A 25,154-nucleotide genomic window follows, 5' to 3' on the forward strand; every position below is an offset into this window, starting at 1 on the left:
CCCCTCCTGAGGGTCCGTTATGCAGCGACCTTCGCGACGAACACGCCCGCGCTGGTCTTGAGATTGCCGAGCCGCGTATCCAGCACGTCGAACCCGCGCCCGACGCCGTCGATCTCGGTCGCGACCGTCTCGGTATCCTCGCGGATCGCGGCGATCGTGGTCGACATCGAATCGGCCGCCAGCGCGGTCTCGTCGACCGCCGCGGTGATCGCGGTCACCGTCTGCGCCTGCGCTTCCATCGCATAGCGGATCCGGTCGGCGCTCTCCTGCACCTCGGCGACGGTCGCCTTGATCGACGCGTTCGTATCGACTGTCGAGCGCGTGGCGGCCTGGATCGCGGCGATCTTGGCGGCAATATCGTCGGTCGCGCGCGCGGTCTGGTTGGCGAGGCTCTTCACCTCCTGTGCCACCACCGCGAAGCCGCGCCCGGCATCGCCCGCGCGCGCCGCCTCGATCGTCGCGTTCAGCGCGAGCAGGTTGGTCTGCCCGGCAATGTCGCGGATCAGCCCCAGGATCGACTCGATCGACTTGGCATGATCGCTCAGCGTCTCGGACATGCCAACCGCCTGGCCGGCCTGCGCCGATGCGCGGTTGGCGATCTCGGCCGCGGCCTCCACCTCGGTGCGCGCATCCTCGATCGCGCGGATCAGCCCGGCGGCGGTCTGCGCGGCCTCGCGCATGGCGACCGCGGATTGCTCGGCGGCGGCCGCGACTTCGCTCGCCTTGCCCAGCACCACGCGAGTCGATGCCGAGCTCCGCAGCGCCTGTTCGCGCAGGATATGGCCTTCGTCGGTCGCGGTCTCGACCATCGCCGCGATCCCGTCGCGGAACTCCGCCGCCAGCGTATCGCGTGCAACCCGCGCCGAATGCGTCCGGTACGCGCTGTAGATCGCCACGGTGATCTCGCCCTCCAGCGCCGACAGCCGCATCAGCGTGTCGACATAGGCCGGCAGCCGGGCATCCGACCGGTCGACCCTGCGCATCAGCACCTCGAGCGCGGCACGGTCGCTCGCGCTGATCATCGACAGCAGCGCCATCGGCGAGACGTCGGCGACATAGGCCGCAGCGACCGCTCGCTCGACCGACTCGACCCAGGCGCGCCCGCTCGTCTCGAGGAACCGGTTGCGCAGGAACGTGCAGCCGACCTCGATCATCCGCTCGGTCTCGTGCGGCGCCCAGATCCGTTCGTCGGAGAAGCAGCGCAGCCACTGCTCCCAATAGGCCTTCGACACATGCGTGATCTCGGGCGCGAGCGCAGCCCATACCTCGCGGCTCGCGCTGGCAAGGCTGCCGTCGAAATCGAAAACCCGCAGCCGTGCCGCCAGGTCGACAGAGGCGGCAATCGTGCCGGGAACCGGCAGGTCGGTGGTGGTCAAGATGCTCGGCTCCGGTTCGGGAATACCCGTCCAGCGCTACAGCCTATGTCTTAAGGGCTGGTTAGGGATCGGGGGTACCCGCTGGCGCCGCCGCAGAATCATTTCCGGCCCGGCTATGCGGTGTCATGGGTTATCGGACCGGCCCCAATGGGTTGCATCGCAGCACGCGCTGGCTAATAGGTCGCCCGATATATATTTTCCGGACCAAGACCGTTTTTGGTTCGTCATCTTCTGGTTCGAGGACTCCGCCCTTGGCATCGCGCAACCCGGCACGCCCGCTCTCTCCCCATCTGCAGGTCTATAAATGGGGCCCGCACATGCTGGTCTCGATCCTGCACCGCGCGACCGGCAGCGGGATGGCGACCGTCGGCAGCCTGCTGCTCGTCTGGTGGCTCGCCGCCATCGCGTCGGGCGATCAGGCCTATGCCACCTTCGTCGACGTGTTCACGCGCGATACCGGCGGCCTCAACATCCTCGGATACATCGTTGCGGTCGGCCTGACGCTCTCGCTGTTCCAGCACATGATGACCGGCATCCGCCACATGGTGCTCGATATCGGCGCGGGCTACGAACTCAAGCGGAACAAGATGGGCGCGATCGCGACGATGGTCGCAAGCGTGGCGCTCACGGTCGTGTTCTGGCTCTACATGGGGATCAAGTAATGGGTAGCGGTACGGCAGTCGGTCGCGTCCGCGGCCTCGGCAGCGCCAAGCACGGCACGCTTCACTGGTGGCGGCAGCGGCTGACCGCGGGATCGAACCTGTTCCTGATGCTCTGGCTGATGATCTCGGTCGCGCGGATGCCCGGCTATGACTACGCCGCGGTCCATATGTGGCTGCAATCGGCCTGGGTCGCGGTGCCGATGGCGCTGCTGATCGCGTCGGTCTTCTATCATTTCCGTCTCGGTCTTCAGGTCGTGATCGAGGATTACCAGCATGGCGAGAGCCGTGTCGTGGCGATGATCCTGCTCAACCTGTTCACCTTCACGCTGGGCGGCATCGCCCTGTTCGCGATCCTGAAGGTCGCCTTCTCCGGAGCCCCTGCGTAATGTCAGCTGCCTACAAGATCATCGATCATACCTATGATGCGGTCGTCGTCGGGGCCGGCGGCTCGGGCCTGCGCGCCACGATGGGCATCGCCGAGAGTGGCCTGAAGACCGCGTGCATCACCAAGGTCTTCCCGACCCGCTCGCACACCGTCGCAGCGCAGGGCGGCATCGCCGCCTCGCTCGGCAACAACTCGCCGGATCACTGGACCTGGCACATGTTCGATACCGTCAAGGGCTCCGACTGGCTCGGCGACCAGGACGCGATCGAATATCTGTGCCGCGAGGCCCCGCAGGCGGTGTACGAGCTGGAACATGCCGGCATGCCGTTCAGCCGTAACGAAAACGGGACGATCTATCAGCGTCCGTTCGGTGGCCACATGCAGAACATGGGCGAAGGCCCCCCGGTCCAGCGCACCGCCGCTGCCGCCGATCGCACCGGCCACGCGATGCTCCACGCGCTGTATCAGCAGAGCCTGAAGTACAATACGGACTTCTTCGTCGAGTATTTCGCGCTCGATCTGATCATGGAAAACGGCGTCTGCCGCGGCGTGATCGCCTTGTGCATGGAAGACGGCTCGATCCACCGCTTCCGCAGCCACCAGACCGTGCTCGCGACCGGCGGTTACGGCCGTGTCTATTTCTCGGCGACCTCCGCGCACACCTGCACCGGCGACGGCAACGCGATGGTGCTCCGCGCCGGCCTGCCGCTCCAGGACATGGAGTTCGTCCAGTTCCACCCGACCGGCATCTACGGCGCCGGCGTTCTCATCACCGAGGGCGCACGCGGTGAGGGCGGCTACCTGACCAACTCCGAAGGCGAGCGCTTCATGGAGCGCTACGCCCCGTCGGCAAAGGACCTCGCCTCGCGCGACGTCGTCAGCCGCTCGATGGCGCTCGAAATGCGCGAAGGCCGCGGCGTCGGCAAGAACGGCGACCACATCTTCCTGCACCTCGATCACATCGATCCCAAGGTGCTCGCCGAGCGCCTGCCGGGCATCACCGAGACCGGCAAGGTCTTCGCGGGCGTCGATCTCACGCGCCAGCCTTTGCCCGTCACGCCGACCGTCCACTACAACATGGGCGGCATTCCGACCAACTTCCACGGCGAGGTCGTCAACCTCGTCGACGGCAACCCCGACGCGGTCGTCCCCGGCCTGTTCGCGGTCGGCGAAGCGGCGTGCGTCTCGGTCCACGGCGCCAACCGCCTCGGCTCGAACAGCCTGATTGATCTCGTGGTGTTCGGCCGCGCGACCGGCCTGCGCATCAAGGATACGCTGAAGCCCGGCACCGCGCATGCGCCGCTGCCCAAGGGGTCGGAAGATCTGGCGCTCACGCGTCTGGATCATTTCCGCAACGCGAGCGGCGGGTCGCCGACCGCGCAGATCCGTCTCGACATGCAGCAGACCATGCAGAAGCATTGCGCCGTGTTCCGCGACACCGAACTGCTCAACCAGGGCGTCGAGAAGATGGCCGGGATCTACAATCGGATGACCGACGTCGCGGTGAAGGATCGCAGCATGATCTGGAACACCGATCTGGTCGAGACGATGGAGCTCGACAATCTGATCGGCCAGGCGGTCGTGACGATGAACTCGGCCGCCAACCGCACCGAGTCGCGCGGCGCGCACATGCACGAGGATTTCCCCGAGCGTGACGATGCCAACTGGATGAAGCACACCATCACCACCTTCAACGGCTGGGGCGGCAAGGGCGGCGAGACCAAGATCGATTTCCGCCCGGTGCACGACTACACGCTCACCGACGACGTCGACTACATCAAGCCCAAGAAGCGGGTATATTGATGATCTGGGCCATCATCGCGATCGGGTTCCTCGTGCCCGTCGCGGTGGGGCTCCTGACGCGCTTCCCACCGATGATCGCCGGCTTTCTCTGGCCGGCGCTCGTCGCGATCCTGACCGCGATCTACGTCTTCGGGATAGAAACCCCCGGCGCCGGCGAAGAACCCCAAAAGATCGCGATCACCTTCTACGCGCTCTTCTCGCTCGTCGGCGGTGTGCCCGGCGGGCTGGTAGGCTGGATCCTCCAGCACAAGCGCACGAACCGAAAGATCTAACGTCCCTGCTTGTTCTCCCGCGAAGGCGGGAGCCCAGTCTGGATCCCCACCTTCGCGGGGAAACAATTTTCGTGCGAGACGTCGGTGATTACTCCAATCGCCCCGCGGCGATCTTGTACACTAGGTTCCGGTCCCGCCGCCCGACCGCCACGACGATCACCGTCACCAAGCCGTCATCGACGCGGTACACCAGCCGATACCCCGCCGCCCGCAGCTTGATCTTGTAGCACCCGGTCATTCCGCTCAGCCGCGCGCTGGCGATATGCGGCTCCTCCAACCGTTCGATCAGCTTCGTCTTGAACTGCGCACGGACATTGGCACCCAGCTTCTCCCACTCCCGCAGCGCGCTCGGCAGGAACGCGAGGCTATAGGTCGCCAAGCGACACCGCGACCGGCGTCTCATCGGCACGCGCACGCACCAGCTCCGCCAGCTCGACGTCCTCCAACCGGTCCATCAGCTCTTCCCACGCCGCAGCGGGGACAAGATACGCGGCGGGCGTATTGCGATTGAGCACCGCCACCGGAAATCCGCCCGCGGCCTCGATCACGCCCGATGGGTTCTTTTTCAGGTCGCTGATGCTGACCGTTGCGCCTGCATGGATTGTCTCGATCATGACTGTTTAATAGCACGTCGAAGAGGTCGTTCCAATCGTGCTGCTGATCTGCAGTAACCCGTCTGGAACCCCCGGCGCGGCGATCGGTTTGCCGCGCATGACCGACACATCCCCCACCTCGAACGCGCGCAACTACCCGTTGCTCGCCGTCCCCCATATCCAGATTCACGGCCCCGTCGACGACGCGATGTACGACAATTTCACGTCGCAGCTCGTCGCCGCCCCCGCCGATGGCCCGCTCGTCGTTTCGATCACCACGCTCGGCGGCGATCCCGAGGTCGCGCGCGCGATGGGCGACAATATCCGCCTGCTCCGCGACTATACCGGCCGCGAGACGCTCTTCCTCGGCAAGGTCGCGGTCTATTCCGCTGGCGCGACCTTCATGTCCGCCTTCCCGGTCGACAGCCGCTTTCTCACACGCGGCAGCCGGATCATGATCCATGAGCGCCAGATGCAGAGCACGATCCAGCTCAACGGCCCGCTCAACACGCTGTCCTACGCACTGAAAGCCAAGCTCCACGAGATCGAGGACTCGATCAACATCCAGGAGGAAGGCTTCCGCGCGATCGTCGAGGGCTCGAAGGTGTCGCTCGAGGAGCTGAAGGAAAAGGCCCCCTCCAACTGGTACATCGAAGCCGAGGAAGCGCGCGACCTGGGCCTCATCCTCGACATCATCTGACGGCGCGCTTCGGCAGTGGCGGGCAGGTGTGACGCATGTTGCACCTGCTAAGCTAAGGGTTTGCGGGGAGGGCCGCTGTCATGTATCGGCTCTGACAACCTATCATCACACCACGGACGGACCGCTCGCAATGGCCGAATTCTCGCTCCCGAAGAACAGCGTCGTCAAGAAGGGCGTCAAGCACGCCCCGGTGACCCATGGGACCAGCGGGGGCCAGCGTCTGAAATCCTTCAAGGTCTATCGCTACGATCCGGACTCGGGCGAAAACCCGCGCTACGACACGTTCGCGCTCGATCTCGACGAGACCGGCCCGATGGTGCTCGACGCGCTGATCAAGATGAAGAGCGAGCAGGACAGCTCGCTCACCTTCCGTCGTTCGTGCCGCGAGGGCATTTGCGGCTCGTGCTCGATGAACATCAACGGCAAGAACGGCCTGGCCTGCACGACCGCGATCGAGGATTGCAAGGGCGAGGTCCAGATCACGCCGCTGCCGCACATGGACGTGATCAAGGACCTCGTCCCCGACTTCACGCATTTCTACGCGCAATATTCGTCGATCAAGCCTTGGCTCCAGACCGTCACCCCGCCGCCCTCGGGCAAGGAGCGCCTCCAGTCGCCTGCCGACCGTTCGAAGCTCGACGGCCTGTACGAGTGCATCCTATGCGCCTGCTGCTCGACCTCGTGCCCGAGCTATTGGTGGAATTCGGACAAGTTCCTCGGCCCGGCGATCCTGTTGCAGGCCTATCGCTGGCTCGCCGACAGCCGCGACGAGATGACCGGCGAGCGGCTCGACGAGCTCGAGGATCCGTTCCGCCTCTATCGTTGCCACACGATCATGAACTGCGCCAACGCGTGCCCCAAGGGCCTCAACCCCGCCAAGGCGATCGCCGAGATCAAGAAGATGGAAGCCGAACGGGTCGTCTGACCCTGGGAAGGGGCGGGGGCGAACCTTCCCCTGACCCAATCCTTCCCCCCGCCCCCAACCCGTTCGTGCTGAGCGAAGTCGAAGCACCGCTCGGGGGGGAGCGGGGGTGCCTTCCCCCAGTCCCGTTCGTGCTGAGCGCAGTCGAAGCACACGCCAGGGGCGCGGGGCACATCCGCCAAGGTCCTTCGACTTCGCTCAGGACGAACGGGGTGGGGGACGGAACAGGAAACGGTGGTCTTGGAAGCTTCAAAGGACGTGCCGTTGACCACCCCCCATTTCGTCGAAGCCGAAGACCCGGCCAACCCCGGCTGGCGCAGCTGGTCGCTCTCCGACCCGACCCGCTTCAACACGCTCCTCGGCCCCATGCTCTACCGCGTCGACGGCGAGATCGTCCGCGTCCGCATCACCCCCGAGCATCGCCACTCCAACCTCCAGAACAACGTCCATGGCGGCGCGCTCCTCGCCTTCATCGACGTTGCGCTGTTCGCGGCCGCGCGCGGCTTCGGCCTGATCACCGCCGGCACCGCGGTGACGCTCGATCTCAACACGCAGTTCATCGGTGGCGGCCGCATCGGCGAACCGATCGAGGCGCAGGTCGAGGTGCTGAAGGAAACCGGCCGCCTCTTGTTCCTGCGCGGCCTCGTGGTGCAAGGCGACGACGAAGCAAAGATCGCCGCCTTCTCGGCCACGATCCGCAAGCCGTCCGGCAAGCTTTCAAGCGCCGGCACCGCCGCATAACACCACCCCGGCGAAGGCCGGGGCCCAATTGGGACACGATCATTGTTCAACCGCCCCGCTCCGTTATCGAAGCCTTCCCAATTGGGCCCCGGCCTTCGCCGGGATGGAAAAGCGGTGGCGGCATGACCGTCCTCGCTGCCTACGACGCCCTCGTAGCCTCAGGCGAACTCCGCCCCGACCCCGAGCAAGCCGCCGCCGCCGCGCGCCTGAACACGCTCGCCACCGAACTCGCCACCCCCAAGCCCACCGGCTTTTTCGCCCGCCTCACCGGCAAGAAGGCCGACCCTCGCGGCGTCTACCTTTGGGGCGGAGTCGGCCGCGGCAAGTCGATGCTGATGGACCTGTTCTACGAGAACGCCGCGGTCGAGAAGAAGCGCCGAGTCCATTTCGGCGAGTTCATGCTCGAGGTGCACGCGCGCATCGCCGCCGAGCGTCGCAAGGAGGTCGGCGACCCGATCGTCCCGGTCGCCACCGCGATCGCCGACGAGACTCGCCTGCTCGCGTTCGACGAGATGATGGTTACCAACAGCCCCGACGCGATGATCCTGTCGCGGCTCGTCACCTCGCTGCTCGACTCGGGCGTGACGATCGTCACCACGTCCAATCGCCCGCCCGCCGATCTCTACAAGAACGGCCTCAACCGCGAGCATTTCCTCCCCTTCATCGCGACGATCGAACAGCGCCTCGACGTCCTCCCCCTCAACGGCCCCGTCGATTACCGCCGCGACCGGCTCGGCAGCCAGGACACCTGGCTCGTCCCCAACGGCGCCGAGGCGACCGCCCAGCTCTCCGCCGCGTTCTTCCGCCTCACCGACTTCTCGACCGACGACAGCGAGCACGTCCCCTCCGAAGACCTCGTGGTGCAGGGCCGCACGCTCCGCGTCCCCAAGTCGCTCAAGGGCGTCGCGGTGTTCAGCTTCAAGAAGCTGTGCGGCGAGGCGAGGGGGGTGGCCGACTACCTCGCCATCGCGCGCAAATTCCACACGATCATCCTCGTCGGCATCCCCAAGCTCGGCCCCGACAGCCGCAACGAGGCCGCGCGCTTCGTCGCGCTGATCGACGCGCTTTACGAACACAAGGTCAAGCTCCTCGCCGCCGCCGACGCGCAGCCCGGCGACCTCTACGAAACCGGCGACGGCCGCTTCGAATTCGACCGCACGATCAGCCGTCTCGAGGAGATGCGCTCCGAGGACTATCTCGCCGAGGGGCATATTTAACCCCTCCTCTCCGTCATCCTGACACCCTCCCGTCATCCTGACGAAAGTCAGGATCCAGAGCCTCAGGCGGTACCGATTGTTACCCTGGATCCTGACTTTCGTCAGGATGACAAGGTTATTGCTCTTGCGAACGAATTGCAATAACACCCTTACTTTTCCGCTTTAGAGGTTGCCGTAAGGGCATAATGCGCGTAACCGGCGTCACCAATCACCCCGCACATCAGACGGAGACGGATTGGAATGGCTCGCAAGAAGATCGCGCTGATCGGCGCCGGTAACATCGGCGGCACGCTCGCGCACCTCGCAGCCCTCAAGGGCCTTGGCGATATCGTCCTGTTCGACGTCGCCGAGGGCATCCCCCAGGGCAAGGCACTCGATCTGTCGCAGTGCGGCCCGGTCGAAGGCTTCGACTCGCAGATCACCGGCTCGAACGACTATGCCGACATCGCCGGCGCAGACGTCATCATCGTCACCGCCGGTGTCGCGCGCAAGCCCGGCATGAGCCGCGACGACCTGCTCGGCATCAATTTGAAGGTCATGAAGGCCGTCGGCGAGGGCATCGCTGCCAACGCACCCGACGCATTCGTGATCTGCATCACCAACCCGCTCGACGCGATGGTTTGGGCTTTGCGCGAATTCTCGGGTTTGCCGCACCACATGGTCGTCGGCATGGCCGGCGTGCTCGATTCGTCGCGCTTCAGCCATTTCCTCGCCGACGAGTTCAAGGTCTCGGTCAAGGACGTCACCAGCTTCGTGCTCGGCGGCCACGGCGACACGATGGTCCCGGTCATCTCCTACTCGACCGTCTCGGGCATCCCGGTTCCCGATCTCATCGCGATGGGCATGTCCACGCAGGAGAAGATCGACGCGATCGTCAAGCGCACGCGCGGCGGCGGCGGCGAGATCGTCGCACTGCTCAAGACCGGCTCGGCCTATTACGCGCCCGCCACTAGCGGCATCGCGATGGCCGAAGCGTATCTCTACGATCAGAAGCGCGTCCTGCCGGCAGCGGCCTATGTCTCGGGTGAGTATGGCCTCAACGATCTGTACGTCGGCGTGCCGGTGGTGATCGGTGCCGGCGGCGTCGAGAAGATCGTCGAGATCAAGCTCGACGACGAAGCCAAGGGCAACCTCCAGGTCTCGGTCGACGCGGTCAAGGAACTGATCGTCGCCTGCAAGGGCATCGACGGTAGCCTGAACTGATTTGAGGAACTGAACTGAGGTAGCGAATACCACCCCGGCGAAGGCCGGGGCCCAATTGGGAAGGCCCCCGTGATGGAAGACCAAGCGTGCGTCTACATCATGGCAAGCGGGTATAACGGTACGCTCTACCTCGGCTCGACGGTGAACCTGGCGAAACGCGTGTGGGAACACCGCAACGGCGTCGTCGCAGGGTTCACGAAGAAGTACGACTGCAAGCTACTCGTCTGGTACGAATTGCTCGGCAGTTGGGAAGCCGCCCGGCAGCGCGAGCTGCACATGAAGGAGTGGAAACGGGACTGGAAATTGCGAGAGATCAACGGTTTCAATCCCGCCTGGGACGACCTTTACGATCGCATCGCACGACCATGACCGCTTTCCCAATTGGGCCCCGGCCTTCGCCGGGGTGGTAAGGAACGAGACAAGATGAGCATCCTCGTCGACAAGAACACCAAGGTCATCACGCAGGGCATGACCGGCGAAACCGGCAGCTTTCACACCAAGATGGCGCTGGAATACGGCACGCAGATGGTCGGTGGCGTCACCCCCGGCAAGGGCGGCACGACTCACCTCGACCTCCCCGTCTACAACACCGTCGCCGAAGCCAAGGCGATGACCGGCGCGACCGCGTCGGTGATCTACGTGCCGCCCCCCTTCGCCGCCGACTCGATCCTCGAGGCGATCGACGCGAACATCGAGCTGATCGTCGCGATCACCGAGGGCATCCCGGTGCTCGACATGGTCAAGGTCAAGCGCGCGCTGTCGGGCTCCAAGTCGCGCCTCATCGGCCCGAACTGCCCCGGCGTGCTGACCCCCGGCGAGTGCAAGATCGGCATCATGCCCGGTTCGATCTTCAAGAAGGGCTCGGTCGGCGTTGTCAGCCGTTCAGGCACGCTCACCTATGAGGCGGTCTTCCAGACGTCGAACGCAGGCCTTGGTCAGACGACCGCGGTCGGCATCGGTGGCGATCCGGTCAACGGCACGAACTTCATCGACGTGCTCGAGCTGTTCCTGGCCGACGACGAGACGCAGTCGATCATCATGATCGGCGAAATCGGCGGCGACGCCGAGGAGCAGGCCGCGCAGTTCCTGATCGACGAGGCCAAGCGTGGCCGCAAGAAGCCGATGGCCGGCTTCATCGCGGGCCGCACGGCGCCTCCGGGTCGTCGCATGGGCCATGCCGGTGCGATCGTCTCGGGCGGCAAGGGCGATGCCGAGAGCAAGATCGCGGCGATGGAAGCTGCCGGGATCCGCGTTTCGGAAAGCCCCAGCCTGCTCGGCGAGACGCTGCTGAGCGTGCTGAAGGGTTAAGTTACTACCCCTCTCCCCCCGGGGAGAGGGAAGGAGCTGCCACTTGGCAGCGGAAGGGTGAGGGCACGTGACCGCCCGTGCCCTCACCCTCCCACCCGCAAGTGCGGGCGGGCCCCTCCCTCTCCCCCGTGGGAGAGGGAATTTGAGGATCGAGACGATGGGCTACGAAGGCCAGGATTTCAGCGATATCGCAGCCGGCGTCAGCCCGGCGTTCGTAGAGACGCTCTACGCCAAGTTCACCGCCGATCCGGCCTCGGTCGAATCCGGCTGGCGGACGTTCTTCGAGGATCTCGAAGGCTCCGCGCAGGGCCCGAGCTGGGAAAGCGCGCGCTGGCCGCTGACCACCACGGACGACCTCACCGCAGCACTCGACCCCACCCAGATGGAGCCCGCGCCCAAGCCCGCAAAGGGTGGCAAGCCCGCCCCCGCAGCCGCCGCGCCCGCGCCCGTCTCGAAGGATGAGATCGCCAAGGCCGCGGCCGACGCGATCCGCGCGCAGATGCTGATCCGCACCTACCGCGTCCGCGGTCATCTCGCCGCCAATCTCGATCCGCTCGGCCTCTCGAAGCGCGAGATGCCCGAGGATCTCAAGACCGAATATCACGGCTTCTCCGACGCCGATATCGACCGGAAGGTCTATCTCGGTGGCACGATGGGCTTCGAATGGGCGACCATTCGCGAGCTCGTCGACACGCTGCGCAAGAATTATTGCGGCAATGTCGGCCTCGAATATATGCACATCGCCGATGTCGAGGAGCGCCGCTTCCTCCAGGAGCGCATGGAAGGCCAGGACAAGGCGATCGAATTCTCCGTCGACGGCAAGAAGGCGATCCTCAACAAGGTCATCGAAGCCGAGCAGTGGGAGAAGTTCCTCGGCAAGAAGTATGTCGGCACGAAGCGCTTCGGGCTCGACGGCGGCGAATCGATGATCCCCGCGCTCGAATCGGTGATCAAGTACGGCGGCCAGATGGGCGTGCGCGAGATCGTCATCGGCATGGCGCATCGCGGTCGTCTGAACGTGCTCGCCAACGTGATGGCGAAGCCCTTGCGCGTCATCTTCCACGAATTCGCCGGCGGTTCGGCCAACCCCGATGACATCGGTGGCTCGGGCGACGTGAAGTACCACCTCGGCACCAGCACTGATCGCGAGTTCGACGGCCACAAGGTTCATATGAGCCTCGTCGCCAACCCGTCGCACCTCGAGGCCGCCGACCCCGTCGTGCTCGGCAAGACGCGCGCGATCCAGACGCTCAACAACGACCTCAAGGACCATGTCGCCTCGCTCCCCGTGCTGATCCACGGCGACGCGGCGTTCGCAGGGCAGGGGATCGTCTGGGAGTGCCTCGGCTTCTCGGGCATCCGCGGCTACAACACCGGCGGCTGCGTCCATTTCATCATCAACAACCAGGTCGGCTTCACGACGAGCCCGCAGTTCGCGCGCTCGTCGCCTTACCCGTCGGACGTCGCCAAGGGCGTCCAGGCGCCGGTCTTCCACGTCAATGGCGACGATCCCGAGGCGGTGACCTTCGCCACCAAGATGGCGATGGAATTCCGCCAGAAGTTCCACCGCGACATCGTCATCGACATGTGGTGCTATCGCCGCTTCGGCCATAACGAGGGCGACGAGCCCTCCTTCACGCAGCCGCTGATGTACGACATCATCCGCAAGCATCCCGGCGTCAGCTCGGTCTATGGCAATCGCCTGATCAAGGAAGGCGTGATCGACCAGCCCTGGATCGACGAGAATGTGAAGCAGCTCACGCTCCGTCTCGAGGGTGAGTTCGAAGCGGGTTCGTCGTACAAGCCGAACAAGGCCGACTGGTTCGGCGGTCGCTGGACCGGCCTCAGCGCGCCAACCGATGGTGCGTCCGCGCGCCGCAACGTCGAGACGGGCTTGAGCCAGAAGCTGTTCGACTCGCTCGGCCGCACGCTGACGACGGTTCCCGACAGCGTGAAGATCCACAAGACGCTCGCGCGCGTGCTCGATGCCAAGCGTGAGATGTTCAAGTCGGGCAAGGGCTTCGACTGGGCGACCGGCGAGGCGCTCGCGTTCGGCGGGCTGCTCTCCGAAGGATACGGCGTCCGTCTGTCCGGCCAGGACTCGGGCCGCGGCACCTTCTCGCAGCGTCACGCGGTCTGGGTCGACCAGACCGACGAGCACAAGTACGTGCCGCTCCAGGAAATCGAGCACGGCAATTTCGAAGTGCTCGACAGCCCGCTTAGCGAATATGGCGTGCTCGGCTTCGAGTACGGCTACGCGCTCGCCGACCCGAAGACTTTGGTCCTCTGGGAGGCGCAGTTCGGCGATTTCGTCAACGGCGCGCAGATCATGATCGATCAGTTCATCACGTCGGGCGAGTCGAAGTGGCTCCGCGCCAACGGCCTCGTGATGCTGCTCCCGCACGGCTATGAGGGGCAGGGGCCGGAGCATAGCTCGGCGCGTCCCGAGCGCTTCCTCCAGTCGTGCGCGGACGACAATATCCAGGTCGCGAACTGCACCAGCCCGGCGAACTATTTCCACCTGCTCCGCCGGCAGATGCATCGCAACTTCCGCAAGCCGCTGATCGTGATGACCCCCAAGTCGTTGCTCCGTCACAAGCTGGCCGTGTCGAACGCCGAGGACTTCCAGGGCGACAGCCACTTCCGTCGCCTCCTGTCCGACACCAACGGTGCGGCGGACGTCGATACGAAGCGTCTCGTCCTGTGCACCGGCAAGGTCGCCTATGACCTGATCGAGGCACGCGATGCGGCGGGCGACACCGACACGCAGATCGTCCGCGTCGAACAGCTCTATCCCTTCCCCGGCAACCCGATCGCCGAGCGCGTCGCGAAGATGCCGAACCTGGAAGAGATCGTCTGGGCGCAGGAAGAGCCGAAGAACAACGGCTACTGGTTCTTCGTCGAGCCGCTGATCGAGGAGGCGCTGGCCAGCGTGAATTCGCCGGTCAAGCGTGCACGCTACGCCGGGCGCAGCGCCTCGGCCTCGCCCGCGACCGGCCTGATGAAGCGTCACCAGGCCGAGCAGGGCGCGCTCGTCGCCGACGCGCTCGGCCACAGCGTCCGCGACGAAATCCGCCGCACCCGCGCGAACTGAACCTTTTCTACCACCCCGGCGAAGGGGCACCCATCAAAGTAATACTTTGATGGGACCCAAGCCGGGGCCCAGTTGGGATGGTAGATATAATTGAGCGAAACGCCGGCCAATCAGCGTTTCGTAACTGGACCCCGGCCTACGCCGGGGTGGAGGAACCGAGAAAATGGCAACCGAAGTCACCGTCCCCGTCCTGGGTGAATCGATCACCGAAGCCACCCTCGGCGAGTGGCTGAAGCAGCCCGGCGATCCCGTCGCCGTCGACGAGCCCATCGCCAGCCTCGAGACCGACAAGGTCTCGGTCGAGGTGCCCTCGCCGGTCGCCGGCGTCATGGGCCAGCACGCGGTCGCGGTCGGCGACACGGTCCAGGTCGGCGCGATGCTCGCCACGATCGACGCCGGTGACGGCGCGGCCGCTGCGCCTGCGAAGGCCCCCGAGCCCGCCGCAACCGCAACGCCCGCGGCACCCGCCAAGGACGAGTCCGGCGCAGGTTACGGCGACCAGCCCGGCGCCGGCACCAGCGACTCGCCCGCAGCCCTCTCGCCGTCGGTCCGCCGCGCGGTGCTCGAGCACGGCGTCGACCCCGGCACCGTCAAGGGCACCGGCCGCGACGGTCGCATCACCAAGGAAGACGTGACCGCCGCCGCCTCGAGCAAGCCCGCGCCTGCCGCAGCACCTGCGCCCGCACCGGCCGCAGCCCCCGCCGCCTCGGGCCGCGGCGAAGAGCGCGTCCGCATGACGCGCCTGCGCCAGACGATCGCCAAGCGCCTCAAGGAAGCGCAGAACACCGCCGCGATGCTGACGACGTTCAACGACGTCGACATGACCGCGGTGATCGAGGCGCGCGCCAAGTACAAGGACCTGTTCGAGAAGAAGCACGGCGTCCGCCTGGGCTTCATGGGCTTCTTCGTGAAGGCCGCCACCATGGCGCTGCGCGACATCCCGTCGGTTAACGCGTCGATCGACGGCGACGACATCGTCTATCACGACTATGCCGACATCTCGGTCGCGGTCTCGTCGCCGGGCGGCCTCGTCGTCCCCGTGATCCGCGATGCCGATCAGATGTCGGTCGCGACGATCGAGAAGACGATCGGCGACTTCGGCAAGCGCGCCAAGGACGGCGCGCTCAAGATGGACGAGATGAAGGGCGGCACGTTCACCATCTCGAACGGCGGCGTGTTCGGCTCGCTGATGTCGACCCCGATCATCAACCCGCCGCAGTCGGCCGTGCTGGGTCTTCACCGCATCGAGGAACGCCCGGTCGCGATCAACGGCCAGGTCGTCATCCGCCCGATGATGTACCTCGCACTCAGCTACGATCACCGCCTGATCGACGGCCGCGAAGCCGTGACGTTCCTCGTCGCGCTCAAGAACGCAATCGAAGACCCGACGCGCATCCTGATCGACCTGTAAGTATCTAACCACCCCGGCGCAGGCCGGGGCCCAGTGGGGAAGGCCGCGATGACGAAGCGCCTCGCCCTCCCCATATATCTCCCAACTGGGCCCCGGCCTGCGCCGGGGAAGTAAGAGAGAAGCGACAATGGCTGACTATGACTATGACGTCCTCGTAATCGGTGCAGGCCCCGGCGGTTACGTCGCGGCGATCCGCGCCGCGCAGCTCGGCCTGCGTACCGCCTGCGCCGAAGCGCGCGACACGCTCGGCGGCACCTGCCTCAACGTCGGCTGCATCCCGTCCAAGGCGCTGCTGCATGCCTCCGAGCTGTACGAGGAGGCCAAGGGTGGCCACATGACCAAGTTCGGCGTCGAGTTCACCGGCGTCACCCTGAACCTCGACCAGATGCACGCCGAGAAGGCGAAGGCCGTCAAGGAACTGACCGGCGGCGTCGAATTCCTGTTCAAGAAGAACAAGGTGACCTGGCTCAAGGGCAAGGCCGCGTTCCAGGACGCGCACACTGTGGATGTCGCAGGCCAGAAGGTCACCGCCAAGAACATCGTCATCGCCACCGGCTCGTCGGTGATGCCGCTCCCCGGCGTCGAGGTCGACCAGACCACGGTCGTCGACTCGACCGGCGCGCTCGCGCTCCCCAAGGTCCCCGAGCACATGGTCGTCATCGGCGGCGGCGTGATCGGCCTCGAGCTCGGGAGCGTCTGGCGTCGCCTCGGCGCGAAGGTGACCGTCGTCGAGTTCGTCGACCAGATCCTCCCCGGCTTCGACGGCGAAGTCCGCCGCGAGAGCGCCAAGCTCTTCAAGAAGCAGGGCATGGAATTGAAGCTCTCGACCAAGGTTACCGGCGTGACCGTCGAGAACGGCGTCGCGACCGTCACCGTCGAGCCCGCTGCAGGCGGCGCGTCCGAGACGATGACTGCCGACGCAGTGCTCGTCTCGATCGGCCGCAAGGCGAACGTCGACGGCCTCAACCTCGACGCGATCGGCCTAGATCTCAATAAGCGCGGCCAGATCGAGACCGACCACAGCTTCAAGACGAAGGTCGACGGCGTGTGGGCGATCGGCGACTGCGTCCCCGGCCTGATGCTCGCGCACAAGGCGGAGGACGAGGGCGTCGCGGTGGCGGAGAACATCGCCGGCCAGACCGGTATCGTCAACGAGGACGTCATCCCGTCCGTCGTCTACACGATGCCCGAGATCGCCGGCGTCGGCCTCACCGAAGAGGCCGCGAAGGACATGACCGAGATCAAAGTCGGCAAGTTCCCCTTCGCCGCGAACAGCCGCGCCAAGACCAACCGCGACACCGACGGCTTCGTGAAGGTCATCGCCGACGCGAAGACCGACCGCGTCCTCGGTGTCTGGATCGTCTCGAGCCTCGCGGGCACGCTGATCGCCGAAGCCGCCATCGCGATGGAATTCGGCGCAACCAGCGAAGACATCGCCTACACCTGCCACGCGCATCCGACGCATGCCGAGGCGATGAAGGAAGCCGCGATGGCGGTGCAGGGCAAGCCCATCCACATCTGAGTCCGACCGCGCGAGGCCGTAGCGCAAGCTACGGCCGAGCACCCCGCGGTCGGACCGGCCGGCGGCGCTCCAGCGCCGTCCGACGACTGGGGCTTCGCCCCTGTCCGGCCAAGCCAAGGTCGAGCCGAGTTTAGGAGGGCGTCGGTGGTAACCCCACCGGCGCCCTCTCTGCGTTTGCTGGGCGCGGGCGCGGGCGCGGGCGCGGGCGAGGGTGCGGGCGCGGGCGTGACCGCGGGTGTGGCGTGGACGTGGACGGAGATAGCGGCACGAGAACGCAACCGCGCTTCGCCTCAACCGCAACCACCCTCCCAAACACCGCGAGGGACCCTCAACCCCACCCGTCATCCCGGCGAACGCCGGGACCCATGGACACGGCGGACCCGGCGATACCGTGCTGCCATCACCCGGTCCGCAACCATGGGTCCCGGCGTCCGCCGGGATGACGGGGAAGGGGTGGGGACCGAAGGCCGAGGTGGCGGGGAGTGGAGGTGGAGGTGGTCGGAAGCAAACGCGGAGATAGCGGGGAGCGAGGGCATAGGTGGCGGGGAGCCAAGGCCGAGGTAGCGGGGAGCGAAGGCGGACCTAGCGGCGTGCAATCCAACCGCGCTCCGCCTCAACCGCAATCACCCTCCCCAACCCCGCAAGGGACCCTCAACCCCCCTCCGTCATCCCGGCGAACGCCGGGACCCATGGACACGGCGCACCCGGCGATACCGTGCTGCCATCACCCCGCCCGCTACCACAGGCCCCGACGTCCGCCGGGATAACGAGGGCAGGGAAGCCACACCCCCCCCCCAAACCAAAACCAATCCTTAGCAAAGCCGCCCTAAGACGCCGCCTAACGAACCAACAAGCAGGTTGCCGTGGCGCTGGATCTTACTACTCTTTACGTCGTCGCTGGCCTCGGCATGCTGGTCGCCGGTTTCATCCACCTCATCCCGCTCGCGACCGGTCGGTTTGGCGCATGGGCCGGGCTATGGGGCACGGGCCATCTGATCGCCGGTTGCGGGGCGCTGATGGCGGTGCTGAACGATCGGATCGGTCTTGCCTGGCTGCCCAGCATCGGCAACCCCGCGGTGGTGATCGGCTATGCGTTGATCGCGGGCGCGGTGATGCGGTTCAGCCGCCCCGACGCGCGCGTGATGCCGTTGCTCGGGATCGCCCTGGTCTGCGGACTGCCCTTCTGGGGCATCCGCGACCCCGCGCAATTCCACCTCCGCGTCGCCTATCTCAGCGTCATCCGTGCCGCGTTCGACCTCGTCGTCGTCATCGTCGCGATCCGCATGGCGCGCCGCGAGTCTCTCCAGACCGGCTGGATCGTCGCCGCGCTGTTCGCCATCACCGTCCCGATGTTCCTCGCCCGCGGGTGGCTCGCCTATGGCGACCGGATCGGCACGCGGCTGACCGGCGTCCACGACGATATCGGCGCGTGGTTTGCCGCCGGCCAGATCGCCTTCATCATATTCCGCGCCTTCTCGTTGCTGATCCTCCAGGCGGAGCGCGGCCAGAATGCGCTGCTCGACCAGATGGAGCGCGACTGGCTCACCGGCGCGCTCAACCGCGCCGGCCTAGACCGCGTCGCGCGCACGCTCGCGGACAGCGGGCGCGTGTCGGTGATGATGATCGACGTCGATCGCTTCAAGATGCTCAACGACACGCAGGGCCACGCCGCCGGCGACGCCGCGCTGCGCATGCTCGCCGACATCGTCCGCGACGTCCTCGGCACGCAGGGCCATCTCGCCCGTTGGGGCGGCGACGAGTTCGTCTGCCTGCTCCCCGGCATCCCCGTCGAGCAGGCGAGCGCACTCGGCACCCGCATGGCGACCGCGTTCGCGCAGAGCATGACGCATCACGTCCCGGTCGGCATCGCCCCCAGCATCAGCGTCGGCCTCATCGAGGACGCCGCCACCACGCCGCTCGCCACGCTCATCGCCCGCGCCGACCAGGCGATGTACGCCGTCAAGAGCGACCGTCGCGCACCAAGGCTCCTCGCCAAGGTCGCCTGACCAGATCGCGCGCCAATCCCGGCCCAAACGATCCTCCCCCGCCAGGGGGAGGTGGCAGGCGCCAGCCTGACGGAGGGGGCGGCAGGCGACGCACTATGTTGCGCGTCCTCCCCGTCGCCTAACCGCGCCACCTCCCCTTGGCGGGGGAGGGTTCAACTCCGGTCAGGCTTTCGGCGAGTCCGGCTTGGCGGGCTTGGTAAAGCCGGCGGCGAAGCGCTCGATACCCGCAGCGACCGAATCGATCACCTTGGACAATTCAGGCGGCAGCGCGGGAGCCTCGCTTTTCGGCGGGGTGCCGGTGTCGCCGGCGAAGGGCCCGGTCGCCGCAGACTCCCGCGGCGATTGCGAGGGCGACTCCGGCGTCGCCGCAGGCTTTGGCGGCTCCGGAGGGCGCGGCGCGGCGCCACGCGCGTCCTTCGCGGTAATCGCGTTGGCCGCCATCATCAGCCCGGCCGCGATCACCTGCCGCCCCGCCGGCGTTCCCATCTGCCGTGTCAGCGCCGCCGCAATCCCAGCGAACGGAGCAGCGCCACCATGCTTGTGCTTCCCATGCTTGTGCGAGTCATGCGTGTGCTCGCCGCCCGCAGCCTGCGCCGTCCGCTCGGCCTCGCGTTCGCGCCGCTTTCGCTCGTCCTTCTTCTTGCCCATGCCGGCCTCCAAAGCTGTATTGTATATCCAATACACCATGTAAGTATCGCGCCGACGCACGACAATGCCCCCTTTCGCCGGCCGCCGACGTTACCCATCTCAGCACCCGATCGAATGGCGCCGCGCAGGCGTCGCTGCGCGCGAACACGTCTTGCCGCACGCGAACAAATATGGAACAGACCGCCTTATGCTGACCAAGATTTCCGTACGCGGCGCGCGCGAGCACAACCTCAAGGACGTCGACATCGACATCCCCCGCGACACGCTGACGGTGATCACCGGGCTGTCGGGCTCGGGCAAGTCGAGCCTCGCGTTCGACACGATCTACGCCGAGGGCCAGCGCCGCTACGTCGAGTCGCTCAGCGCCTATGCGCGCCAGTTCCTCGAACTGATGCAGAAGCCCGATGTCGACCACATCGAAGGCCTCTCGCCCGCCATCTCGATCGAGCAGAAGACGACGTCGCGCAACCCGCGCTCGACCGTCGCGACGGTCACCGAGATCTACGATTACATGCGCCTGCTCTGGGCGCGCGTCGGCATCCCGTACTCCCCCGCGACCGGCGAGCCGATCGCCGCGCAGACCGTCAGCCAGATGGTCGACCGAGTCATGGCGCTCCCCGAGGGCACGCGCCTCTATTTGCTCGCGCCCGTCGTCCGCGGCCGCAAGGGCGAGTATCGCAAGGAACTCGCCGAGTGGCAGAAGGCGGGCTTCACCCGCGTCCGCATCGACGGCACGATCCACGACATCGACGAGGCGCCCGCGCTCGACAAGAAGTACAAGCACGACATCGAGGTCGTCGTCGACCGCCTCGTCGTCGGCGGCGAGATCGCCACGCGCCTCGCCGAGAGCTTCGAAACCGCGCTGAAGCTCGCCGAGGGCCTCGCCTATGTCGACCCCGCCGACCCGGTCGAGCCGCACACGCCAAAGTCGGAAATTCTCGGCAGCAACGCCCCCGACGGCCGCATCGTCTTCAGCGAGAAGTTCGCCTGCCCGGTCAGCGGCTTCACCATCTCCGAGATCGAGCCGCGCCTGTTCTCGTTCAACGCCCCGCAAGGCGCGTGCCCGGCCTGCGACGGCCTCGGCGAGAAGCTGCTGTTCGACGAAGACCTCGTCGTCCCCAACCACATGCTCAGCATCAAGAAGGGCGCGGTCGTCCCCTGGGCAAAGTCCAACCCGCCGAGCCCCTATTACATGCAGGTCCTCGGCAGCCTCGCGCGCGAGTACAAGTTCGACATCGAGACGCCCTGGTCCGACCTCCCCGAAGAGGTCCAGCGAGTCATCCTGCACGGCTCGAAGGGCAAGCCCGTCACGCTCACCTTCATCGACGGCAAGAAGAAATACGACGTCTCCAAGCCGTTCGAGGGCGTCATCGGCAACCTCAACCGCCGCCTGCTCCAGACCGAGAGCGCGTGGATGCGCGAGGAGCTGAACAAATATCAGTCCGCCGCCCCGTGCGAGGTCTGCGCCGGCGCGCGCCTCAAACCCGAAGCGCTTGCGGTCAAGATCGCGATGAAGGACATCAGCTACGCCACGCACCTGTCGGTCGTCGACGCGCTCGAGTTCTTCACCGACATGCCGCAGCATCTCGGCGACCAGCAGAACGCGATCGCCGAGCGCATCCTCAAGGAAATCGTCGAGCGCCTCGGCTTCCTCAACAATGTCGGGCTCGACTATCTCAACCTCGATCGCACGAGCGGCACGCTCAGCGGCGGCGAGAGCCAGCGCATCCGCCTCGCGTCGCAGATCGGCAGCGGCCTGTCGGGCGTGCTCTACGTCCTCGACGAGCCCTCGATCGGCCTGCACCAGCGCGACAACGACATGCTCCTCAAGACGCTGCGCCGCCTGCGCGATCTCGGCAACACCGTGCTCGTCGTCGAGCATGACGAGGATGCGATCCGCACCGCCGATTATATCATCGACATGGGACCCGGCGCGGGCGTCCGCGGCGGCCAGGTCGTCGCGCAGGGCACGCTCAAGCAGATCCTGAAGTCGAAGGGCAGCATCACCGCGGACTATCTCAACGGCACGCGCGAAGTGCCCGTCCCGGCCACGCGTCGCAAAGGCAACGGCAAGAAGCTCACCGTCCACAACGCCACCGCGAACAACCTGACGGGCGTCACCGCGAGCTTGCCCCTCGGCACCTTCACCTGCGTCACCGGTGTCTCGGGGTCGGGCAAGTCGAGCTTCACGATCGACACGCTCTACGCCGCCGCCGCGCGCGAGCTGAACGGCGCGCGCATCGTGCAAGGGAAACACGACAAGATCACCGGCCTGCAATATCTCGACAAGGTCATCGACATCGACCAGTCGCCGATCGGCCGCACCCCGCGCAGCAACCCCGCCACCTATACCGGCAGCTTCACGCAGATCCGCGACTGGTTCGCAGGGCTCCCCGAAAGTCAGGCGCGCGGCTACAAGCCCGGCCGGTTCAGCTTCAACGTCAAGGGCGGCCGCTGCGAGGCGTGCCAGGGTGACGGCGTGCTCAAGATCGAGATGCACTTCCTCCCCGACGTCTATGTGCAGTGCGACGTCTGCCACGGCGCGCGCTACAATCGCGAGACGCTCGAGGTGAAGTTCAAGGGCCACAGCATCGCCGACGTGCTCGACATGACCGTCGAGGACGCCGCCGAGTTCTTCAAGGCGGTCCCCCCGATCCGCGACAAGATGGCGATGCTGGTCGAGGTCGGTCTCGGCTACGTCAAGGTCGGCCAGCAGGCGACGACGCTCTCGGGCGGCGAGGCGCAACGCGTCAAGCTCGCCAAGGAACTCTCGCGCCGCGCCACCGGCAACACGCTCTACATCCTCGACGAACCCACGACGGGGCTGCATTTCGAGGACGTCCGCAAACTCCTCGAAGTCCTCCACGCGCTGGTCGAGCAGGGCAACACCGTCGTCGTGATCGAACACAATCTCGACGTCATCAAGACCGCGGACTGGGTGCTCGACCTCGGCCCCGAAGGCGGCGTCAAGGGCGGCGAGATCGTCGCCGAGGGCACGCCGGAGAAGGTCGCCAAGGCCAAGGGGAGCTTCACGGGGAAGTATCTGGCGCCGTTGCTGGAGAAGAAGGTGGTGGTGGCGCCGGGATAAAACCTTCTCGGTTTATGCAGGCGATCCGTCTGCCAGTTCGGTCGGCTCTTCCGATTGATCCGCCAAGAATGGTGAGTTCTCTAGTGATTCCTGTTTTGGAAAATCTATTGGGGTAAGTGGTTCTCCAAAAAGGTTTTGATACTGTTCAAGGAAGTCGGCGTTGTCTCTCAGCGCATCAAAGGCGGGCCATTCACGAAAATTATCTGAGTTCATACTTCCCGATTTTACTGCAGGTTCCATGAGTTCCACTACTCGGGATATGTCGTTTCGTATTGCAGCTATACATATACTGTAGTCTAGGGATACGGCCGACCAGTCTGTATCTGCGAGAACCTTTTCAGCCTCGTCTTTTTTATTGAGTCTAAACAAGCCGTTTGCAAGGTTTACCGTTGCCATCTTGCGGCTCTGATCTTTGAATCTTGAAGACTTAATCTTTATAATATAGGATAAAATCCTAGTAGAGGCTAAGTTTCGATTTTCCGATATAGCCTTAGTGCTTATGATGTTGACCCAATCGAAGGAAGACTCTTCGCTTGATTTTAAATGCTTTCTCCAAAGGGAGAATATCAACAATACCCCATACTCAAGAAGAATGTCTGAAGACTGTCGGAGGTATTTAGATGTAATTTGTATTTCGCTGCCGACTATGCCGGCGTTGGTTATTTTCTTGTAAACGGTGAGCTTCGAGGCGTACCGAGCAGTATATAGTTTTTCTCCATGAGCGATTAGATTTCTTCTTTCAAATAGCTCAATAAAATCACCGTAGCGAGGCCAGTCGGTCTTTATATCTACGTCTAGCTTGTCTTTTACAAAATCGGTTTGCTCGTCGTGACTGCCCCGCATAAGTTCAAATAATTCGTCCTTGATTATGCTATCTATTAACGCGTCTACGCTTCCAAGTTCGATAACTCGGCTAACTGCAATTTCGGTGGACTGATTCGAAAACCGCTGTGGATATAACTTGAGGAAAAAGTATATTATCTCGGCAAAAATTGAGTCAAAGCTGGCAACAATTGACAGAAACGAGGCATTAGGAAGAGCAGATAGTCCTCTTTCTAAAGACCAAAAACTAGCAACCTTTTTGTTAACCATCGCTATTGCCGCTGCGTTTAGTTCAAAGACCTCGCCAATGTCCGACTTGTGTACGCTAGGGAACATCGACCTGGCGGGTGTAACGAGACTTGTGTCTATGGAAGCTGCGGTTATTGGCGCTTTGAGAGTCGTACCGATAGCGATCAACGGGTAAAATGAGAATACGAGATTTACATATCGTAGCATTAGGGCAATGACTTGGTCTTCCAGACCCTCATCTGTTACACTTTTTTCTAGGGAAGTGTCTGCCTGAGTGGCGGCGTCTTCTGTGTAAGGTGAGCTGTCTTTCGAAGGTTTTGTAGGGTTGGGATCTAAAAAGTTGATCGCTTCTTCTCTGGTCTTTAAAACGCTAAATCCCATGGCTAGCGTTCCCGTTGTTTGCCTTACCGCGAGGTATGCCTTTGTGTGACCCGTCACGCCTATCTTCCTACTGTTATGTACCGCTACCTTTCATGGCTCGCGTTTCAGATCAACAGAGCTGTCGTTGATCAATATCAGGTGGCTGCAAGGATTCCTTTGAGTAGCGCCCTTGCATTCCGGCTCGGGCCGCCGGGGCGGAATCGATCGTCACGCGGGAAAGGTCTGCGAAAGTCATCCTCAGCGAGGTCTTGAGCACGGTTGTCCTTCTCAAGCACGGCACCGGAACACGCCAGCGCCCCGACCCGTTGAGCCTCCCGAGCCAACAACACCGGACCAACCGCATGCCCAAATTCGACCACCGCCACCCCCACCAGCCTGACCGCAAGCCCAAGCCCAAGACGTTCGGCCGCAACGCGCTCTCGATCGGCGCCGCCGCGATCGGGCTCGGCGGTGCGTTGCTCGCCGTCTTCCTGCGATCGAAGAAGAATCCCGCCGAGCATGCCGCGCCCGATCTCGCGCTCGACAAGCCCCGCCCCGGCGCGGACGATCGCGCGCCCGACGCGTTCCGCCCCGATCCCACCGCGGTCCCGACTAAGGCTGAGCGCGAGTCGCTCCGCCCCGCCACCGGCCCCGCGCCGTCGTTCGCGGCCGATCGCGGCTCGACGCTCGGCTGACGTCGCCGGCGGCGGATCCAGGCGTCACCGAGCGATCCTCCCCCGCCAGGGGGAGGATTGGAAAGGGCGCGCCCCCG

The 25,154-nt window shown here is 64.9% G+C and carries 22 protein-coding genes; 17 read left to right on the plus strand and 5 right to left on the minus strand.

Features of this window, described 5'->3' with window-relative positions; translation table 11 throughout:
* Positions 1–17 precede the first annotated feature (17 nt).
* Complete coding sequence (locus EV283_RS14660) at positions 18–1,361, minus strand: methyl-accepting chemotaxis protein (RefSeq protein ID WP_130326973.1); 1,344 nt, start codon at positions 1,359–1,361, stop codon at positions 18–20.
* Positions 1,362–1,627: 266 nt separating this feature from the next.
* Between EV283_RS14660 and sdhC the strand changes: the two genes are divergently transcribed.
* From sdhC to EV283_RS14680, 4 genes are read left to right on the plus strand one after another with little or no spacing between them, the layout of a single operon-like run.
* A complete protein-coding gene (gene sdhC / locus EV283_RS19480) occupies positions 1,628–2,038 on the plus strand; it encodes a succinate dehydrogenase, cytochrome b556 subunit (protein WP_278044228.1) in 411 nt (136 codons plus the stop codon).
* On the plus strand, positions 2,038–2,424 hold the full coding sequence (sdhD, locus tag EV283_RS14670) for a succinate dehydrogenase, hydrophobic membrane anchor protein (RefSeq protein ID WP_130326577.1): 387 nt from the start codon (positions 2,038–2,040) through the stop codon (positions 2,422–2,424). Before sdhC ends, sdhD begins: the two co-directional genes overlap by 1 nt.
* The gene (sdhA, locus tag EV283_RS14675) at positions 2,424–4,226 is read left to right on the plus strand and encodes a succinate dehydrogenase flavoprotein subunit (RefSeq protein ID WP_056016680.1); all 1,803 of its coding nucleotides are present in this window, start codon (positions 2,424–2,426) and stop codon (positions 4,224–4,226) included. The genes sdhD and sdhA overlap by 1 nt, the downstream gene beginning before the upstream one ends.
* Positions 4,226–4,498, plus strand: a complete 273-nt coding sequence (locus EV283_RS14680; protein WP_107957841.1) for a hypothetical protein — start codon at positions 4,226–4,228, stop codon at positions 4,496–4,498. The genes sdhA and EV283_RS14680 overlap by 1 nt, the downstream gene beginning before the upstream one ends.
* A gap of 88 nt (positions 4,499–4,586) precedes the next feature.
* On the opposite strand, the gene EV283_RS14685 is transcribed toward EV283_RS14680, so the two are convergent.
* Together EV283_RS14685 and EV283_RS14690 are read right to left on the minus strand one after the other, a co-directional pair.
* A complete protein-coding gene (locus EV283_RS14685) occupies positions 4,587–4,877 on the minus strand; it encodes a type II toxin-antitoxin system RelE/ParE family toxin (RefSeq protein ID WP_242615989.1) in 291 nt (96 codons plus the stop codon).
* Positions 4,864–5,112, minus strand: a complete 249-nt coding sequence (locus tag EV283_RS14690) for a type II toxin-antitoxin system prevent-host-death family antitoxin (protein WP_130326581.1) — start codon at positions 5,110–5,112, stop codon at positions 4,864–4,866. Before EV283_RS14690 ends, EV283_RS14685 begins: the two co-directional genes overlap by 14 nt.
* A 97-nt stretch (positions 5,113–5,209) precedes the next feature.
* Between EV283_RS14690 and EV283_RS14695 the strand changes: the two genes are divergently transcribed.
* From EV283_RS14695 to EV283_RS14745, 11 genes are all read left to right on the plus strand, one after another.
* Positions 5,210–5,791 (plus strand): ATP-dependent Clp protease proteolytic subunit, encoded by a 582-nt coding sequence (locus EV283_RS14695; RefSeq protein WP_130326583.1) that lies wholly within the window; start codon positions 5,210–5,212, stop codon positions 5,789–5,791.
* Positions 5,792–5,921: 130 nt separating this feature from the next.
* Complete coding sequence (locus tag EV283_RS14700; protein WP_130326585.1) at positions 5,922–6,716, plus strand: succinate dehydrogenase iron-sulfur subunit; 795 nt, start codon at positions 5,922–5,924, stop codon at positions 6,714–6,716.
* Between the two features lie 261 nt (positions 6,717–6,977).
* Positions 6,978–7,454, plus strand: a complete 477-nt coding sequence (locus EV283_RS14705; RefSeq protein ID WP_130326587.1) for a PaaI family thioesterase — start codon at positions 6,978–6,980, stop codon at positions 7,452–7,454.
* Positions 7,455–7,576: 122 nt separating this feature from the next.
* A complete protein-coding gene (zapE, locus tag EV283_RS14710; protein ID WP_130326589.1) occupies positions 7,577–8,671 on the plus strand; it encodes a cell division protein ZapE in 1,095 nt (364 codons plus the stop codon).
* Positions 8,672–8,911: 240 nt separating this feature from the next.
* A complete protein-coding gene (mdh, locus tag EV283_RS14715) occupies positions 8,912–9,874 on the plus strand; it encodes a malate dehydrogenase (RefSeq protein WP_130326591.1) in 963 nt (320 codons plus the stop codon).
* Positions 9,875–9,946: 72 nt separating this feature from the next.
* Positions 9,947–10,243 (plus strand): GIY-YIG nuclease family protein, encoded by a 297-nt coding sequence (locus tag EV283_RS14720; RefSeq protein WP_130326975.1) that lies wholly within the window; start codon positions 9,947–9,949, stop codon positions 10,241–10,243.
* Positions 10,244–10,297: 54 nt separating this feature from the next.
* Entirely contained in the window at positions 10,298–11,182 is an 885-nt protein-coding gene (gene sucD / locus EV283_RS14725; protein WP_055873333.1) for a succinate--CoA ligase subunit alpha, read from the plus strand.
* Positions 11,183–11,339: 157 nt separating this feature from the next.
* Positions 11,340–14,276, plus strand: a complete 2,937-nt coding sequence (locus EV283_RS14730; RefSeq protein ID WP_130326593.1) for a 2-oxoglutarate dehydrogenase E1 component — start codon at positions 11,340–11,342, stop codon at positions 14,274–14,276.
* Positions 14,277–14,439: 163 nt separating this feature from the next.
* Complete coding sequence (gene odhB / locus EV283_RS14735) at positions 14,440–15,687, plus strand: 2-oxoglutarate dehydrogenase complex dihydrolipoyllysine-residue succinyltransferase (RefSeq protein WP_130326595.1); 1,248 nt, start codon at positions 14,440–14,442, stop codon at positions 15,685–15,687.
* A 127-nt stretch (positions 15,688–15,814) separates the two neighbouring features.
* Positions 15,815–17,209, plus strand: coding sequence for a dihydrolipoyl dehydrogenase (lpdA, locus tag EV283_RS14740; protein WP_130326597.1), 1,395 nt, complete (start codon positions 15,815–15,817; stop codon positions 17,207–17,209).
* A gap of 863 nt (positions 17,210–18,072) precedes the next feature.
* Positions 18,073–19,215: a GGDEF domain-containing protein gene (locus EV283_RS14745; protein ID WP_130326599.1), complete on the plus strand. Its 1,143-nt coding sequence runs from the start codon at positions 18,073–18,075 to the stop codon at positions 19,213–19,215.
* A 162-nt stretch (positions 19,216–19,377) separates the two neighbouring features.
* Here the strand turns inward: EV283_RS14745 and EV283_RS14750 are convergent, their stop codons facing one another.
* On the minus strand, positions 19,378–19,863 hold the full coding sequence (locus tag EV283_RS14750; RefSeq protein WP_130326601.1) for a hypothetical protein: 486 nt from the start codon (positions 19,861–19,863) through the stop codon (positions 19,378–19,380).
* 187 nt (positions 19,864–20,050) lie between these two features.
* Here EV283_RS14750 and uvrA point away from each other — a divergent pair, with 187 nt between their 5' ends.
* Positions 20,051–22,951: an excinuclease ABC subunit UvrA gene (gene uvrA, locus EV283_RS14755; RefSeq protein WP_130326603.1), complete on the plus strand. Its 2,901-nt coding sequence runs from the start codon at positions 20,051–20,053 to the stop codon at positions 22,949–22,951.
* Positions 22,952–22,963: 12 nt separating this feature from the next.
* Here the strand turns inward: uvrA and EV283_RS14760 are convergent, their stop codons facing one another.
* The gene (locus EV283_RS14760) at positions 22,964–24,460 is read right to left on the minus strand and encodes a hypothetical protein (protein WP_130326605.1); all 1,497 of its coding nucleotides are present in this window, start codon (positions 24,458–24,460) and stop codon (positions 22,964–22,966) included.
* Positions 24,461–24,744: 284 nt separating this feature from the next.
* Here EV283_RS14760 and EV283_RS14765 point away from each other — a divergent pair, with 284 nt between their 5' ends.
* Complete coding sequence (locus EV283_RS14765) at positions 24,745–25,077, plus strand: hypothetical protein (RefSeq protein WP_107957866.1); 333 nt, start codon at positions 24,745–24,747, stop codon at positions 25,075–25,077.
* Positions 25,078–25,154 lie beyond the last annotated feature (77 nt).

Origin of the sequence: Sphingomonas sp. BK036, assembly GCF_004216825.1 — a bacterium.
Lineage (GTDB): Bacteria > Pseudomonadota > Alphaproteobacteria > Sphingomonadales > Sphingomonadaceae > Sphingomonas.

What these genes read in the sequence shown, in the direction of transcription:
- EV283_RS14720 (WP_130326975.1), top strand. Translation starts at nt 9,947, where the DNA reads ATGGAAGACCAAGCGTGCGTCTACATCATGGCAAGCGGGTATAACGGT.
- lpdA (WP_130326597.1), top strand. Translation starts at nt 15,815, where the DNA reads ATGGCTGACTATGACTATGACGTCCTCGTAATCGGTGCAGGCCCCGGC.
- EV283_RS14765 (WP_107957866.1), top strand. Translation starts at nt 24,745, where the DNA reads ATGCCCAAATTCGACCACCGCCACCCCCACCAGCCTGACCGCAAGCCC.
- EV283_RS14700 (WP_130326585.1), top strand. Translation starts at nt 5,922, where the DNA reads ATGGCCGAATTCTCGCTCCCGAAGAACAGCGTCGTCAAGAAGGGCGTC.
- EV283_RS14680 (WP_107957841.1), top strand. Translation starts at nt 4,226, where the DNA reads ATGATCTGGGCCATCATCGCGATCGGGTTCCTCGTGCCCGTCGCGGTG.
- zapE (WP_130326589.1), top strand. Translation starts at nt 7,577, where the DNA reads ATGACCGTCCTCGCTGCCTACGACGCCCTCGTAGCCTCAGGCGAACTC.
- EV283_RS14730 (WP_130326593.1), top strand. Translation starts at nt 11,340, where the DNA reads ATGGGCTACGAAGGCCAGGATTTCAGCGATATCGCAGCCGGCGTCAGC.
- odhB (WP_130326595.1), top strand. Translation starts at nt 14,440, where the DNA reads ATGGCAACCGAAGTCACCGTCCCCGTCCTGGGTGAATCGATCACCGAA.
- sdhA (WP_056016680.1), top strand. Translation starts at nt 2,424, where the DNA reads ATGTCAGCTGCCTACAAGATCATCGATCATACCTATGATGCGGTCGTC.
- sucD (WP_055873333.1), top strand. Translation starts at nt 10,298, where the DNA reads ATGAGCATCCTCGTCGACAAGAACACCAAGGTCATCACGCAGGGCATG.
- EV283_RS14690 (WP_130326581.1), bottom strand. Translation starts at nt 5,112, where the DNA reads ATGATCGAGACAATCCATGCAGGCGCAACGGTCAGCATCAGCGACCTG.
- EV283_RS14695 (WP_130326583.1), top strand. Translation starts at nt 5,210, where the DNA reads ATGACCGACACATCCCCCACCTCGAACGCGCGCAACTACCCGTTGCTC.
- EV283_RS14750 (WP_130326601.1), bottom strand. Translation starts at nt 19,863, where the DNA reads ATGGGCAAGAAGAAGGACGAGCGAAAGCGGCGCGAACGCGAGGCCGAG.
- uvrA (WP_130326603.1), top strand. Translation starts at nt 20,051, where the DNA reads ATGCTGACCAAGATTTCCGTACGCGGCGCGCGCGAGCACAACCTCAAG.
- sdhD (WP_130326577.1), top strand. Translation starts at nt 2,038, where the DNA reads ATGGGTAGCGGTACGGCAGTCGGTCGCGTCCGCGGCCTCGGCAGCGCC.
- mdh (WP_130326591.1), top strand. Translation starts at nt 8,912, where the DNA reads ATGGCTCGCAAGAAGATCGCGCTGATCGGCGCCGGTAACATCGGCGGC.